The following is a 14,405-nucleotide window of genomic DNA, read 5'->3' as shown; positions in this document are numbered from 1 at the left end:
ATTTAAAACGCATGGCCGAGGGTGAAGTGAATGGCCGAAGGACTCTCGCCGAGTTCACGGTCGAGCTTATATCCCCAATCGAGGCGAAAGGGTCCCACAGGGGTATTATACCTGATACCGATGCCGGTGGTCGATTTGATGTCGGGAAAACGAATGTCCCGGTATCCCCGCCAGACATTCCCGTGGTCGAAAAAAAGAACGAGGCCGAACGATTGGGGGAGGGCGATCCGGAGCTCTTCGTTGAAGATCAGCATCGCATTCCCCCCGGTCGGCTCCCCATTGATGATCGTCACCCCTTGGACGCCGAGCTTGTTTTGGTCATAGCCGCGGACGGTGCTTCTTCCTCCGACGAAAAACCGCTCCGGCAGCGGGATATCGGAGGTCTCTCCGAACCGCCACGCCACCCCGGTCCGAGCGGAGAAGGCGAAGACGAACCGCTTCGAGAGGGCCTGATACCAGCTGCTTTGAAGGGTCACTTTCACGAGCTGAACTTCGGAGCCGAGAATCCGGGCCGCATCCCGGACCGTAATGCCGTTGACAGAGCCGGATCGCGGGTTAAAAGGATCATCCCGGGTGTCGAGGATCAAGGAGGGATTGAGGCTGGCGATATTCACCTTTCCGGTATCATCCGGAGTGAGGATGGCGACTGCGGCGACGTTGCTGGTCCGATTTCGGTCGTATTGATAGAAGAAAGAGCCTTTGAGGCTCTCCGAAAAGCTCTTATCAAACCCGGCGGAGCCGCTGACACGGACGAGGTCGAAAGAGGTTTGTTTTTGATCAATGTAGGCGGCGACGACATGGGCGTCGGTATCGGGAAAAATAAACCAGGGCTCTTTATAGCCGAGGGTGTATCGCTTTTCGATCGAGCTTCCCTCGGCGCGGGCGCTGATCGATCGTCCCGTTCCGAAGAGATTCCGATGAGAGACCTCCAGGAAGCCCAGTAGCCGTTCATAGTTTGCATAGCCGACGCCAAAATCGAGCGCGATGCTCGGACGCTCGACGACGCGCAATTGGACATCTTGCACGGTCGGATGCGCTTCGGGGTGGATCGGGTCGAAGTGGACGACAGAAAAGAGGCCGGTCCGATAGAGCTGTCGCTGGCTTTTTAAAATGCTTTCCACGTTATAAGGGTCTCCCTCCTTCAAGGCCATCTCCCGAAGCAGGACATCATCGTGGGTACGCAGGTTGCCGTCGAGGGTGATATGGCCGAGCCGGACCTGCTCACCCTCAATGATTTCATAGGTCAGGTCGGCATATGTCTGATCTGAGGAGAAACGAATCGACGGGTTGACCGAAGCATAGGGATAGCCCACCTTTTCATAGGCGGCGAGGAGTTGCCGCGCCCCTTCTTTCGCGCTGGTCTCGTTGTAGGGCATCTCGGATCGGATCTGGAGCTCCTTTTTCAGTTGTGTCTCGGAGAGCGCCTGATTCCCCTGGAGCTGTACCTCTCCGATGCGTGTCCGGATTCCTCCGTCGATTTTAAAGAGGAGGGTGGCGGACGCCATCGCGGGGTCAAATCGGACCTCGGAGGTGACCTGGGGATCTCGGAACCCCTCTTTCTTATAAAACTGAATCAGGGAAACAACATCCCGATCGAGTTGCTCCTGGGTGAAGCGGCTTTTGGTAAAAGGTCCCTCCTCTTTGAGACGGATCACCCCCTGAAGCCGCTTCCGGGAAAAGGTGTGGTTGCCGGAGAAGTCGATTTTTTCAATACGGGTCCGAAATCCGCTCTTGATCTGAAAATGCGCTTCTATTCTGTTTTCTTCGGAAATCCGGCGGGAGGTCACGGTCACCTTGGCGAACGGATATCCTTCGCGCCGGTAGAACTCTTCCATCTGTCGCGCGCTCTCTTCGAGGATCTCGTCCGAATCGCTCCGCTCTTCTTTGATCAGTACGAATTTCCTCAATTGCTTTTCAGAGAACGGCGTCCGGCCTTCAAAGAAGAGATCGACTCGGTTCGAAGCGGCGATCGGGATGGTGAGATCGACTTCGTTCGTTCTTTCCACCACCTCCAATACCGGCGGGCCGACGGTGGCTTTCAGATATCCCTCTTTTTCATAAAAATCCTGCAACCGCTGGAGGTCCGCTTCCAGAACATCGAAGCGATAATACTCCCCCTTGAGCGAGCCTCCCCCGAGCAGCGAAATCATCTGCACCGTCAGCGTGAGGTCGGAAAAGATCCTCTCTCCCGTAAATTGAACATTCCGTATTCGGGCCCGGTCCCCCTCGCTGACCTGGAGGGTCAGGTCGACCTTCCGCCGGTCCTCGTCGCGGTGCCTGAGCTCCATGGTCAGTCTGACTTGAAAATATCCTTTGGAACGATAGAGGGCGGTCACCGCGGAGAGTGCCTTTTCCCACCGCGCCTCGGTGAACTCCTCCCCCTGCTTTAAAGGGATCGTCTGGAGGATTTCATTTTCGGAAATAAAATGATTTCCTAAAACGGTGATATCGGCCAGAAAGCGCTTTTCGACCAGGACGAACTTGACGGAGACCCCTCCCTCCACCGTCGGTTCCACTTCGACCCAGATGTCTTTAAATTTTCCGGTCTCGTAGAGTTTCTCGATCGACCGGCGAATTTGGCGTGTTTGATAAGGCTCTCCGGGGTGGAGGCCGATGATCCCAAAGGCCTCGCTCTCGGAGGCATGTTCACTCGAATCGAAGGAGATTTGATGGATGGTCCGCCCCTCCCATTCGGCGGCGGGAAGGGCGCGGGGGAAGAAGAAAAGGCCGAGGATGAGAATTATCGAAATTCGAATCGAAATTGGACCGTCCCCCGTAGCTGCCCGAATTCATCCCGCTCCCCCACCAGGGAGACATTTTTGGTGAGTTCATAAATCATTCGAAACAGGTCTTCTTCCGTGGGATCGAGCGTGGTGGTGTAGGTCACGATCACCCGGTCATCCAGGAGCCGTTTTTCCGCCGTCAATCGGGGACCGATCGACGATTTCGATCCGCTCTGGTACGGATCGATCTGGATCCGATCGATCCCGGTAAACTTCTGAAACGGATCGGTCAGCTTCTGAACCGGACCCTCGAGAACCCCGGAAAGGGCCAGTCCGGCCGCCTCGTTTCCAGGCGCTCCTTTTTGGGTCTGGGCGAGTTCCGAGGTTGTCTTCCCAAACGTTAAAAGGGCCAAAATATCGGTATCGGCGAGCGGCGGATCGGACGCCAACGACAACGTAAATTGGGAGAGGGTGCCGGTGAGGCTCAAGTCGACCGCATACTTTTTCCCGGGGTCCTTCAGGTCGACCCGCTGGATCACGGTTGTTTTCGCATTCAGTTGGATGGTCGGGTCGATTTTTTCCGAATTCAAGAACTCCAAGGAGGCTGACCCGATTTTGAACTCGTTTTTTCGATAATAGATTGTTCCCCGGGGCATCTCGACCCGTCCGATCAGCAGGGGATGGTCGATGGTCCCTTTTAGAAAAAGATCGACTTCAACCGGGGCCTTCGCCCAGTTGTTGTCGATCGCGATATTTTCTTTTCCATAGACGTGAATGTTCATCTTGGCGCCGCCGATCAACGGGGTCTCCGTGGCAATCTCCTCGTCCTTTCTCTTCCGGAACTCCGTGACCAACGATTTAAGATCGATCCGTTTATCGTAAATCACCTTTTTGACGGTCAGCTCTCCCTTTAATGTTTGATCGGTTCCCTCCCTCTGGAAGAAGAGCTCTCCATTCACCGTGGCCGGCAAATCCTGGAAGAAGCTGACACGGGTGTCGATGATCTCCAGAAGAAATCCGAACCGGCCGATTCCGAATCCGACCAGATCGGCCTTCCCGCTCGCATGAAACCGGCCCCGTCCCATCTCTCCTTCAAGGGTTTCCAGGAGCAGCGCCCGCTCGCTAAAAACGACCGAGAGAGAAGAGACATGGATTGATTGAGCGAAAGAGACCGTTCGTATCGTGCCGTTTTGAAGTGAGAGCTCTCCCCGAATCGTCGGCGCCTCCCACTGGTCGGCGATCCTCACATCGAGCGTTGCGGTTCCCCTTCCCGAGGTGATGGTTTTTGAGAAGAAGGGGAAGAGGTTTAGGTTGGCCTCTCCCTTCACAAAAAGATCCCATTGCTTGAACGGGGTCATGCCGCCGTTGAATTCCAAGGCGGTATTCTCCCCTTTGAGCCGGGCGTTTTCAAAAGCGAAGACCCCTTGCGCGGCGCGGATGGCGATCGGGCCGTCATTGTCGACCGGATAGCCGCCGAGATCGGCATTGAATTCCGTGAGGTTCCCGGTCAGATTCATCTGATCGATCCGGGAGAGGGTCCCGTTTCCTTCCAGCTCTCCTGTCACGGAAAGGGTCATCTTAGAGAAAGGGGGGGAGAGCCGCTCCTTGAGGAAAGAATCGACGCGAAGCCTTCCAAATTGGCTTTGAAAAGAGAAAGGATAAGATTCGGTCAGCCGGATCTCCCCCCGCGCGGTGAGGTTTTTTGTAACCGTTCCCTCCCAGCGAAGCAGCTTCTCGTTCCAGTCGACTTTGAGCGTCCCGCTTTTTCCCTCCATCTCGCCGTATCGAAGGCCTTGAAGGGTTGCGGCCGCCCTGAGTTTTGGCTTTTGGAAGCTTCCTTCCCCAGTCACTTCCATCGTTGCCTTCCCGAACAGCAGCGGCACGCGGCTCCGGAGAAGATGGATCTCTTCGATCTGAAGCGCGGTTCCTTTTGCCGCAAGGCGATAGGTCCCGCGGTACTGGATTTCCCCTTCCCCCTCCACGCGTCCCTTCTCCCGTTCGAGGACGACCTTCTGGAGGGCGACCCCTTTTTCCGTTACCGTCAAATCGAGCCTTCCTCGATCGAACGGCTCGTCATAAAGAACCCCTCGGGTCACGGTGAGCGGGCCCTTCACCGTAAAGGCCTGCGGCGTCCCGGAGATCGAAAGGGCCCCGGTCGCGGTGGTCTGGAGCGGAATCGAGAGCTTGAAGAAGCGGAAGATGCTCTGGGGATCGGCGGAGGCGACTTTCGTTTTGATGTCGAAGGCGAGCGGGTGGGATTCGCTCCATCGGAGGCTGCCATCGAACCGAAAGGGGGGAGGTTTATTGCCGGCGGGAACCGGCGACTGCAACGTTCCCTCCTTCAGGAGCAGTGTCTGCGCTTCGTAGGAAAACTGGGAGACAAGGGTCCCCATCGCCTCTTTCTGAAGGGTCCAGCGGTCGAGGACGATTTTCCCTTCGGCGCGGGGTTGGTCGACGGCCCCCGAGACCACCCCGTCGAGACGAAGCGCGCCGGTGAGGGGGAGGCCGAGCGGTTCCGCCACCCCTTTGATCTCCTCCGCGGAAAGGGCGCTTTCCATGGAGAGCCCTTCTTGTCGGGTCCAACCCCCTTGAAAGGTTCCCTCGACGCGCGGCAGAGTCATCTTGCCTTGGTTCACCGTCAATCGGTCTTCCGCCCAATTCCAGCGAAGATCGGCCTCTTGAAGAAGGGTGATCAGCTTAAACGCGCTTCCGGCGTCGGCCGGGAAGGGGGGGGAGAAGAGAGGAAGCCGTTTGACGGTGATTTGTCCCTCTCCGATCCAGGCCTCCGGCGCCATCCCCTGACCCGACGCGGAGAGGGTTCCCTCCGCAAAGGTTCCTCCCAAGGCACGGTCGTAAACCGACTCGGTGTTCAGGAGGAGCCGCCGTCCACTCTCGAAGGGGAGGTGGTGGAATTGAAGCGAGGTGTGATAATGCGGGGTCTCCTCGGTGAGGTCCCCCTCTGCGCTTCCGGAGAACGAGCCGGAGAAAAGCGCCCCGGAGAGGGAGGGAATCGTCAGCTTCCGATCGCCGTAGGAGATCTCCGACAGCAAAGAGCCGACCTCCGTCCCCGCGGAGAAGAGGTGTGGGAGGGCGATCTTCCCGACGACGGTGAGGTTCGGATAAATGCCTTTAATTTGTCCCTGGAAGAGCACCTCGCCGGAGAGATGTCGCTCGGCGACCGCTGCGAGACCGCCCTCTTCCAGCGGAAAGCGGAGGTCGATCCGAAGGTCGAGCCGATTTGCTTCTCTCGAATGAAGGGTTCCGTCGGTTCGCAGCGAGGCGCGTCCGGAATCAAGCAGCGCTTGTTTGATCTCGACCGATCCGGGAAGAAGGAGAACCTTCGCCTCCAGGTGATCGAGCGGACGCTCCCCCTGCTCTGTCGAGAAGGTCCCTTTGTCTGCGGAGAGGTCGATCTCGAACTGGCTCATCCGCAGGTCGGGACGGATCTCGGCGTGAACGCCGCCGACCGAGACGCGACGGACGGCCCCTGCTCCTTGATAGGAGAATGATCCGTTGTTGATCCGGATGGCGCGAATGACGACCGGCGGGGGGCCTTGCTTCGCCCCCCCCTTCATTGAGAAGGGAGACGCTGCCAGAAACTCCGGTGTCAGGGCGACGGCAGGAGATTCAATGACGACCTGGCGGATGAAAAAAGATTGTGTGATCAAAGACCAGGGGCTGAAGTAGACTCGGATCTCATCGGCCGAGAAGGGGGAAGCGGCGCCGGCCGGCGCCGCCGAGATTCCCTTGAAGAGAATCGATGCCGAGAAAGAGCGGAGCTGGACCTGCTCAATCCGGACCGGTCGGCCGAGCAGACGCGCGAGGGTTCGCTCTGCGACCCCTTTTGCCTTATCCGAAATGAGGCCGCTTTGGAGGAGGAGATGAATGAGAAAAAAGAGCAGCGCAGAGACGAAAAGGAAGGATAGGATCCACTTTTTCGACAAACAGGGCTCCTTGTTTGAAGCGGGTCAAAGGGAGGAGAATGCCGACCGGCTTGCCCTCTTCAATTCAAAAAGGAGGGGGGCGAGATCAGGGATGGCGTTTCTTCTCCACCTCGACATACTTCATCCGCAGGGTGAAGAGGATCTGGCTGAGGAGGCTCTCTTCTTCCTTGGTCAGGTTCCCCTTGGTCTTTTCTTCGAGCAGAGAGATCAGATCGATGACTTGGCGCGCCGACGGGAGCTCGACCGATCTCTCCCCCGTGGCTGGATTGGCCTCTTGCCCCAGGTGGATCAGCGCGGATGTGGCGAGCGAAAGTATAAAAGAGGAGAAATTAACCGGGAAAGAGGCCTCTCCTTCCATGGCGTGGGAAGCGGCCTCGGCTTGGGGAGGGGAGGTCGGTTTCTGTTCGCCGGTTTTCTCGGAGGCCTTCTCTTTCCCTGTCTCCGAAAGGTGGGCGCGGCGATCTCTAATTTGAAATCCCTTCTCTTCTTCCATCACGTCTCCTTCCGGGAATAAATTATCACAAACCCTTTTTGATTTCAAGGCAAGCTGTCCTGATTTCATCATTGACTTAATCGGCGCTGGAGGCTTAGACTACCGGTCATTAGAGGGAAAAGGGACTGCTTGCTGACATGGGAGAGCCGTTTAAGGAGAAAGTCCAGGTGGTCGGGGTTGGCGAGGACGGGATTCTCTCGATGAGCCTCAAGGCGATGCGGTTGATCCAAGATGCCGAGATCCTCTTCGGCAGCGAGCGGCTGCTCGCCCTCTTTCCGAATCATGATGCAAAAAAGATCTTACTCCAAGCCGATTTGAAAGAAGCCGTTGGGATCATCCGATCAAACCTGGGACGGCGGCAAATGGCGGTGCTGGCCCCCGGCGATCCGAATTTTTTCGGGATTGGACCGGAGCTAATTGCGCAGCTCGGGAAGGATGGGGTCGAAATTTTTCCCAACGTCAGCACGATGCAGCTGGCCTTTGCACGGATCAAAGAGGGATGGGGAGATGCTTATTTGGGATCGGTCCGCAACCGGCCGATTGAGGCGATTGTCGAACCGGTCCGTGCAGCGAGCAAGGCGGGCCTCCTGACCGATGACCGGCACACCCCTGCGGCGGTGGCGCAACTCCTCCTTCAGCATGGGATTGAGGAGAGGAGGGTCTACCTCTTCGAAGAGATCGGAGGGGGAGAGGAACGGCTGACCAAAACCAATCTCACCCATTTGATCGGAAAGACCTTCTCCCCCGCCGGTGTGATGATTCTGTTAAAGGGACCTTAAAATGGAGCGAATCATCCTCCCGATACCGTCGGAGGGAGGGGATGTTGACTGAGGACCGTTTGGATAGATCGACGATCGCCGCCGTCCAGACGAGGCGGAGCGGTTTGGCAGGAGAAATTGAATGAGAAGGTATCGATTCCTATTCGTCATCATACTCTTTCTTCTGATCGGACAGACGGCGACAGCCGATGAATCGGGCCGGACCGGGATGTTGGAAATTTATATTAAATCCGACAAGCCGATCTATAAAACCGGTGAGCCGATCTTTCTGACGGTTAGATTGAAGAACAATACCGATGGGCCGCTGATTGTCAGTCGGCGACTCGACCCCTTCAACGATCTTCAGTGGGAGCTCTTTGCGGAGCCGCAAGGTTTCATGCCGATTAAGACCGCTCCGGCCAAGGGATTGACCCCGCAGGATTTTGTCGAGTTGAAGCCGAATGAGCAGATTGAGAAGCGACTTCCACCCCTCTCAGAGATCACCTCGGAGCCGCTGAAGAGGGGTTTGTACGGTGTCCGGCTTACCTATACAATCAAAGAAGCGCCCCAAGGGATCGATTTGAAGGGGAAAGATTTTTGGACCGGGGAGATCGTCACCAACCGGCTCTCCATTCAAATTCGGCCCGGGGAAAAAGCATCCCTGTCGGAAAAATAAAAGGAGCGTGGTATGTGTGAGATCGATGAAACGATGGACGAGGTAGCACAAAAAGAAGCATTAAAAGACGACGCACCGGATGGAAGCACTGCACCGGAGACAACGCCGACGGTGAAAGAGATCACCCCGGTTCCCTCGCTTCCCTAAGATTCGAAGAATCGAATTTAAATCACTTCGGCGATTGTTCAATGGCACATCATTGTTCCTTGCCGACCCCCTCTCTTTCAGAGTCGGATGCCTGATTTCTCTTATTAAGTGAATCCCTGTTTTCATTTCTTCCCCTCTTGGAATATCCCAAAATTGCCAATACGAAATCTTTTGCTATACTTGAATCCCGTGTTGAGGCTTCTTGAAGCGGACCCGCGATCAAATACAGTTTTGGTATCGCGGCCTAGAGGCACCTTAAACGGGAGGAGAATATGGCGCGGGCGAGACAGCTCTGGAAATTGGGTTTCCTCTATATCGTAATCGGCCTCCTCTTCCTTGGCTTACCGATGACGGCGCGGGCGCAGCTGGGAGCGATCGGCGGAATCGGGGGGATCTCGGGGGCCGAGACGAACGAGGCGACCCCGCTTTTTACCATGACCGGAACCCCCAGCTTCAGGGCCGGGGAGGGAAGCCTCAACTTCGCTTATCTGAACACACGGGTTACCCGCGCCTTCGGGGATAAGATTGAAGATCGATTCGGCGCGAGCGTCGCAGCCGAATTGGTCTCCAAAGTCTTCCTCGTCAACTATGGGGTCACCGATCGATGGTCGGTCGGGGCCGCTTTCCAGTTCGATACCTCCCGTGTCCGAAGCGCGACCGACAAGGTGGAGACGAAAGACCTTTCGAATCCTTCTTTCTCCGCCAAGTACACCATGATTCGAAATCCGAACATCTCGGTCCGTGGGCTGGTCAAGCTTCCGACCGGTTATGAAGCGGGAAGCGACAACCCCGAGCTCGATCTCGATCTGGCTTGGACGGCTTCCCTCTGGGGTTACTCCGACCTTCATCTTCAAATCGGCTATCAATATACGATGGACGGCCGTTCGGGGGTGAACCCGACCGATCTGGTGATCGCCAATGCCGCGCTCGCCCGCTCCTTCGGAGAGAACTTCGTTTTCTTTACGGAGCTCCTCTACCGTCGAGGGGGAGGATCGTTGGATTCGAAAAATAAGACCGCCGCGCAAAAAAGCCTCGATGTCACCCCCGGCTTCAAAGTGCAGTTTAAGGAGAAATTCCTCTTCTCCACCGCCGTCCGGATCGCCCTGATCAATGACTTCGCGTTGGGATACGATTACTCTTACCTGGCGCTCCTCGGGTATCTCTTTTAACAAGAGGAGAATGAAATCAACGATTCGGGTCAGAATGATCGAATGAGTTCTTCTCCTTTCCGCCTTGGGCTTCGGCTCAAGCTGACCCTGCTGGTGATTCTCATTATCCTCGTCGTGACCTCCTCCCTCACCTTTCTTTTCGGCCTCCGCCACGAGCAGACGCTGCGCGGAGAGCTAAAGAAGCGGGCGGTGAGGGTGACCCAGACGATCGGCTCGATGAGCCTGATTCGCCTCCCCGGCGTCTCGCCGTGGGATCTTTCAAAGAGCCTCGTCTCGCTTGTTCCAGAGCTGGATCCAAATGCGCTCTATGTGGTGGTCTTGGATGAGTCCGGCAAAGCCCAGGCCGCTGCGGTCAATCGGCCCCTCTTAAAATCGCTGTTAAAGCGAGAGGAGATTGCATCGGCCGAGCAAGAACTGGTTTCGGCGATCGTTCGAAAACTGGGAGAGAGCCTCGATCCCGCGCGCTGGGGAGCGCTTCTTCCGCTGGAGGTTCCCCTTCAGCAGGGGGAGGGGAGCCGGGGGAGGATCTTGGTGGGATTCTCACTTCAAGGGGTGGAACAGGAGGTCTTCTCCTCCCGCTTGACCGCCGCCGGATTAACCCTTGGTTTTATCCTGCTGGGGGTGGTGGTTGCCTTCGGCGTCGCCTCATCGATGACGCAGCCGATTCAGGTGTTGGTTCAAGGGATGGAAGAGGTGCGAAAGGGGAACCTTTCGGCGGAGGTGGCGGTTCCGAATAAAGATGAGATCGGGATGTTGGCAAATGCATTTAATTTTATGATCGCCGGGCTCAGAGAGCGGGATCGGATCAAAGGGACCTTCCAGCGGTTTGTCTCATCGCAGGTGGCCGAAAAGCTCTTGGAGGCGAAAGATGTCGTTTTAACCGGGGAGCGACGACGCGTCACCGTCCTCTTCTCCGACATCCGCGGATTCACCTCGATGTCGGAGCGGATGGCGCCGGAAGAGGTGGTCAGCATCTTGAGAGAGTATTTCAGCGTGATGGTCGATGTCCTCATCGCGCATGAAGGGGTTCTCGACAAGTTTATCGGCGACGCGATCATGGCGGTCTTCGGCGCGCCGGTTCGTCATCCGGACGATCCGCTGCGGGCCGTCCGGACCGCCATTGCAATGCAGAAAGCTTTGGTCGATCTAAACGAAGAGCGCGACCGGCGGGGCGCCGAGGCGATCTACATCGGCATCGGGATCGCGACCGGCGATGTCGTCGCGGGAAACATCGGTTCGGAAAAGCAGATGCAATACTCGGTCATCGGCGACGACGTCAACCTCGCGGCACGGATTCAGTCGAAGAGCGGCAAAGAGAAAATTCTCATCTGTCCGGAGACCTATAAGGCTGTCTGCGGAGAGATTAAAACCATCCCGCTGGAGCCGATGATGCTCAAAGGAAAGAGCCATCCGGTCCAGATTTATCAAGTCGTCTACTAGACATCGGACCTGAAAGGGAAGAGTTCCGCTCGGTTGGCCTGCCGGAATTACGGTAAGACTTCCACTACCAGCTGGGGGATCACCGCCTTTTCTTTCTTCCTGTTCACTCCAATCTTTCCCGCAATGATTAGCTGTTTACCCAAATAATCCCACATTCCCTCCGACGTCCGGCCGATTGCTGTTAACGGGGCGATCAACGGAAGCCAGGGAGCGATCGGAATCTGATTTTTTGTCGCGTCTTCCAAAATAAATTCAGGGGCGGGGTCATCCATCAGATCGTCGCCGACATATTTCAGCCGACCGCAAATCGTGATGTTTTGTTCAATCATTAAATCCAGCTTTGATATCGACCGATTAAAACGGGTTTCTGTTGCGAAAGAAAAAAAGACGAAAGGGATCACGCGGCCGGAAAGATAGAGATAAAACGCAATCAGTATTAGAAGAAGAAAGAAGGGGGAAGCCTCCTCAAATGGCGTGGTGAAGTGCGGGTTTTCGATCATCGCTGGAAGGAGACCGAGTAATGACGACATAAACATCCTCCTTGGCCTTGAACGGATTGAGGTTTCGACGTTCCCCCTTGCACCCTTTTCTCTGGAGGTTGCTTCCTAAAAAAACTGGGTATATCCCGAACGAAAATAAATGGGAATGCCTGTTTAGAAATGCAAGCGGTGTTCCCCTTAATCGGAGACTGGATATTGTTTCGGAATCGTCCAAAATAGAGAGTTTCTGATACGAACCTGACCATAATATGAAGGGTGTGCTCGGGATGAGATGCAAGCATTTGCAGAAAAGTGAAAAGCGGTTCACTCTGTTGAAGCGGATTGAGCAAGGGATATAGATCGATGATATAAATTAGGAATCGCGCCGATTGAGGGGTCGGGAGAAGGGGATCCGTTTTAGAGTGGAGCGGTTATTTCTTCCGTTTTAAGACGGTCTCGGCCGCCTGAACGATCTGCGTTGCGGTGAGGCCATATTTTTCGAGGAGCTCGGTCGGTGTGCCCGACTCCGCATAAGTATCGGCAATGCCGACCGAAGCCATCGGGGTCGGCCGATGCTGGGATAACACCTGAGCCACGAGGCTGGAGAGGCCGCCGGTCAGAAGATGCTCTTCGGCGGTCACGATGGCGCCGGACTCTTCGGCCGCGGCGATGATGGCCGCTTCATCGATCGGTTTTAACGTATGGAGGTCGATGACGCCGGCGGAGATGCCGCGCTCCCGAAGGAGGTCGGATGCAATCAGCGCCTCCCAGACGAGCAGCCCGTTCGCGATGATCGTCACATCCTCTCCGGTCACCAGCTTGTTCGCTGCGCCCCATTGAAATGTATCGGCGTCGGTATAGAGAATGGGGGCTTTCGGGCGGCCGGTTCGAATGTAGACCGGTCCGACATGCGCCGCGGCCAGCCGGACGAGCGCTCTACAGGAGACCTCGTCGGCCGGGGAGAGGACGCTAAATTTTGGAAGGGCACAGGCCAATGCAAAATCTTCGACGCTCTGCTGAGAGGCGCCGTCTTCTCCGAGGCTGATCCCGCCGTGCGATCCGACGATTTTTACATTCAGAAAAGGATTCGCGACCGACATCCGAAGCTGGTCAAACGATTTGCAGAGAAGGAAAGAGGCGAAGCTTGAGGCGAACGGAATTTTGCCGCACGAGGCGAGCCCCGCCGCCACGGAGACCATGTTCGCCTCGGCAATGCCGCAGTTGAAGAATCGGTCGGGGAATGCTTTTGCGAAGAGGCCGCTTTTGGTTGACTTTGAGAGATCGGCATCGACCGCCACGATCCGGGGGTTGGAGTGTCCGAGCTCCACCAGGACCTGTCCATACGCGTCTCGGGTGGCGACACCCAATTTCTTTTGCCGCGGCGCCGGTTTCTCGACGGTCGATTGAGTCTGAGAGGGACTTTCTGTTTTCATCCGTTGAGTTCCTTGAGGGCCGCCTGCAGCTGATCGGCCGTCGGCGCGACGCCATGAAATTCGAGGTTGTTCTCCATAAACGAGACCCCGCGTCCTTTGGTCGTGCGGGCGAGGAGCAGGGTCGGCTTTCCCCGCGTTCCCTGCGCTTCTTCAAAGGCGCTGAGAATTTGCTCGAGATCGTGCCCGTCGAAATCGATCACATGCCAGCCGAACGCCCGCCATTTGTCTGCCAGCGGCTCGATGTCGAGAATCTCGGCGGTCCATCCATCGAGCTGCTGCCGGTTACAGTCAAGGATCACCGTCAGATGATCGATCTTATAATGGGCCGCGAGCATCGCCGCCTCCCAGACCTGGCCTTCATTCGCCTCTCCATCGCCCATCAAGACATAGACCCGATAATCTTTTTGATCGAGCCGTCCGGCGAGGGCCATGCCGGCGCCGATCGAGATCCCTTGGCCGAGTGATCCGGTGGAGGCTTCGACACCGGGGAGCTTTCCCTTCTCGGGATGCCCTTGAAGGGGGCTGCCGAGCTTCCGCAGGGTCTTTAGTTTTTCAACGGCGAAATATCCGGTTCGGGCCAGTGCGGCATAAAGGGCCGGCGCGCCGTGTCCTTTGCTGAGGATAAATCGATCGCGGTCGGGCCACTCTGGACGAGAGGAGTCGTGTCGAAGGACCTTGAAGTAGAGGGCCGCGATCAGGTCGGCCGCCGAGAGCGATCCGCCGGGATGGCCCGATCCGGCGGCGGTGATCATCTCCACGATGTCACACCGCAGAAGGGTGGCTTTTTCCCGCAGCTGTTCAATTGTCAATATTGGTGTCATCTTTTGCATCATCTTTTGCGTTCTGTTTTCCATAAAGGCAGCATAGACTACCAAAACGGAACGGCCAAGTCAATCCGATTTAGGATATTTATGAAGATGAAATTCTCCGTCAAAATCACACGCCATTGCTTGACAGGGTGCCACGAAGTTATTATAATGTCGAAAAATTTGCCGAAGTGGTGGAACTGGTAGACACGCACGTTTGAGGGGCGTGTGGGGCAACCCGTGGGGGTTCAAATCCCCCCTTCGGCACCAACATCTCGCTTGGGCGTTCGCCTTCCTTTTGGATGACCTCTTTGTGGACCGTCGGGAAAACCTTCGG

10 protein-coding genes and 1 tRNA gene are annotated in these 14,405 nt (G+C 56.3%); 5 read left to right on the top strand and 6 right to left on the bottom strand.

The window, feature by feature from the left end; genetic code table 11:
- Window positions 1–2: 2 nt before the first annotated feature.
- From bamA to HY282_08585, 3 genes are all read right to left on the bottom strand, one after another.
- On the bottom strand, window positions 3–2,516 hold the full coding sequence (bamA, locus tag HY282_08595) for an outer membrane protein assembly factor BamA (protein ID MBI3803804.1): 2,514 nt from the start codon (window positions 2,514–2,516) through the stop codon (window positions 3–5).
- Between the two features lie 224 nt (window positions 2,517–2,740).
- Window positions 2,741–6,667 (bottom strand): translocation/assembly module TamB domain-containing protein, encoded by a 3,927-nt coding sequence (locus HY282_08590; protein MBI3803803.1) that lies wholly within the window; start codon window positions 6,665–6,667, stop codon window positions 2,741–2,743.
- 85 nt (window positions 6,668–6,752) lie between these two features.
- The gene (locus HY282_08585) at window positions 6,753–7,025 is read right to left on the bottom strand and encodes a DUF1844 domain-containing protein (protein MBI3803802.1); all 273 of its coding nucleotides are present in this window, start codon (window positions 7,023–7,025) and stop codon (window positions 6,753–6,755) included.
- A gap of 272 nt (window positions 7,026–7,297) precedes the next feature.
- On the opposite strand from HY282_08585, the gene cbiE reads away from it, so the two are divergent.
- The 4 genes from cbiE (at window position 7,298) to HY282_08565 (ending at window position 11,350) form a co-directional block, all read left to right on the top strand.
- Window positions 7,298–7,939, top strand: coding sequence for a precorrin-6y C5,15-methyltransferase (decarboxylating) subunit CbiE (cbiE, locus tag HY282_08580; protein MBI3803801.1), 642 nt, complete (start codon window positions 7,298–7,300; stop codon window positions 7,937–7,939).
- A gap of 121 nt (window positions 7,940–8,060) precedes the next feature.
- A complete protein-coding gene (locus tag HY282_08575) occupies window positions 8,061–8,594 on the top strand; it encodes a hypothetical protein (protein MBI3803800.1) in 534 nt (177 codons plus the stop codon).
- A gap of 419 nt (window positions 8,595–9,013) precedes the next feature.
- Window positions 9,014–9,910 (top strand): hypothetical protein, encoded by an 897-nt coding sequence (locus HY282_08570; protein ID MBI3803799.1) that lies wholly within the window; start codon window positions 9,014–9,016, stop codon window positions 9,908–9,910.
- 42 nt (window positions 9,911–9,952) lie between these two features.
- Window positions 9,953–11,350, top strand: coding sequence for a HAMP domain-containing protein (locus HY282_08565; protein ID MBI3803798.1), 1,398 nt, complete (start codon window positions 9,953–9,955; stop codon window positions 11,348–11,350).
- A 47-nt stretch (window positions 11,351–11,397) separates the two neighbouring features.
- On the opposite strand, the gene HY282_08560 is transcribed toward HY282_08565, so the two are convergent.
- From HY282_08560 to HY282_08550, 3 genes are all read right to left on the bottom strand, one after another.
- A complete protein-coding gene (locus HY282_08560) occupies window positions 11,398–11,880 on the bottom strand; it encodes a hypothetical protein (protein MBI3803797.1) in 483 nt (160 codons plus the stop codon).
- 380 nt (window positions 11,881–12,260) lie between these two features.
- Window positions 12,261–13,262: a transketolase family protein gene (locus HY282_08555; protein MBI3803796.1), complete on the bottom strand. Its 1,002-nt coding sequence runs from the start codon at window positions 13,260–13,262 to the stop codon at window positions 12,261–12,263.
- Window positions 13,259–14,092: a transketolase gene (locus tag HY282_08550; protein MBI3803795.1), complete on the bottom strand. Its 834-nt coding sequence runs from the start codon at window positions 14,090–14,092 to the stop codon at window positions 13,259–13,261. The genes HY282_08555 and HY282_08550 overlap by 4 nt, the downstream gene beginning before the upstream one ends.
- A 161-nt stretch (window positions 14,093–14,253) precedes the next feature.
- Between HY282_08550 and HY282_08545 the strand changes: the two genes are divergently transcribed.
- Window positions 14,254–14,338: transfer RNA gene (locus HY282_08545), tRNA-Leu, on the top strand.
- Window positions 14,339–14,405: the final 67 nt, after the last annotated feature.

The organism is Candidatus Manganitrophaceae bacterium (assembly GCA_016200325.1).
GTDB lineage: Bacteria > Nitrospirota > Nitrospiria > SBBL01 > Manganitrophaceae > Manganitrophus.
The sequence above is the reverse complement of the archived record's forward strand: the minus strand, read 5'-3'. Positions and strand labels throughout refer to the sequence as shown.

What these genes read in the sequence shown, in the direction of transcription:
- HY282_08565 (MBI3803798.1), top strand. Translation starts at nt 9,953, where the DNA reads ATGAGTTCTTCTCCTTTCCGCCTTGGGCTTCGGCTCAAGCTGACCCTG.
- HY282_08575 (MBI3803800.1), top strand. Translation starts at nt 8,061, where the DNA reads ATGAGAAGGTATCGATTCCTATTCGTCATCATACTCTTTCTTCTGATC.
- HY282_08570 (MBI3803799.1), top strand. Translation starts at nt 9,014, where the DNA reads ATGGCGCGGGCGAGACAGCTCTGGAAATTGGGTTTCCTCTATATCGTA.
- HY282_08560 (MBI3803797.1), bottom strand. Translation starts at nt 11,880, where the DNA reads ATGTCGTCATTACTCGGTCTCCTTCCAGCGATGATCGAAAACCCGCAC.
- HY282_08585 (MBI3803802.1), bottom strand. Translation starts at nt 7,025, where the DNA reads ATGGAAGGAGAGGCCTCTTTCCCGGTTAATTTCTCCTCTTTTATACTT.
- HY282_08550 (MBI3803795.1), bottom strand. Translation starts at nt 14,092, where the DNA reads ATGCAAAAGATGACACCAATATTGACAATTGAACAGCTGCGGGAAAAA.
- cbiE (MBI3803801.1), top strand. Translation starts at nt 7,298, where the DNA reads ATGGGAGAGCCGTTTAAGGAGAAAGTCCAGGTGGTCGGGGTTGGCGAG.
- HY282_08555 (MBI3803796.1), bottom strand. Translation starts at nt 13,262, where the DNA reads ATGAAAACAGAAAGTCCCTCTCAGACTCAATCGACCGTCGAGAAACCG.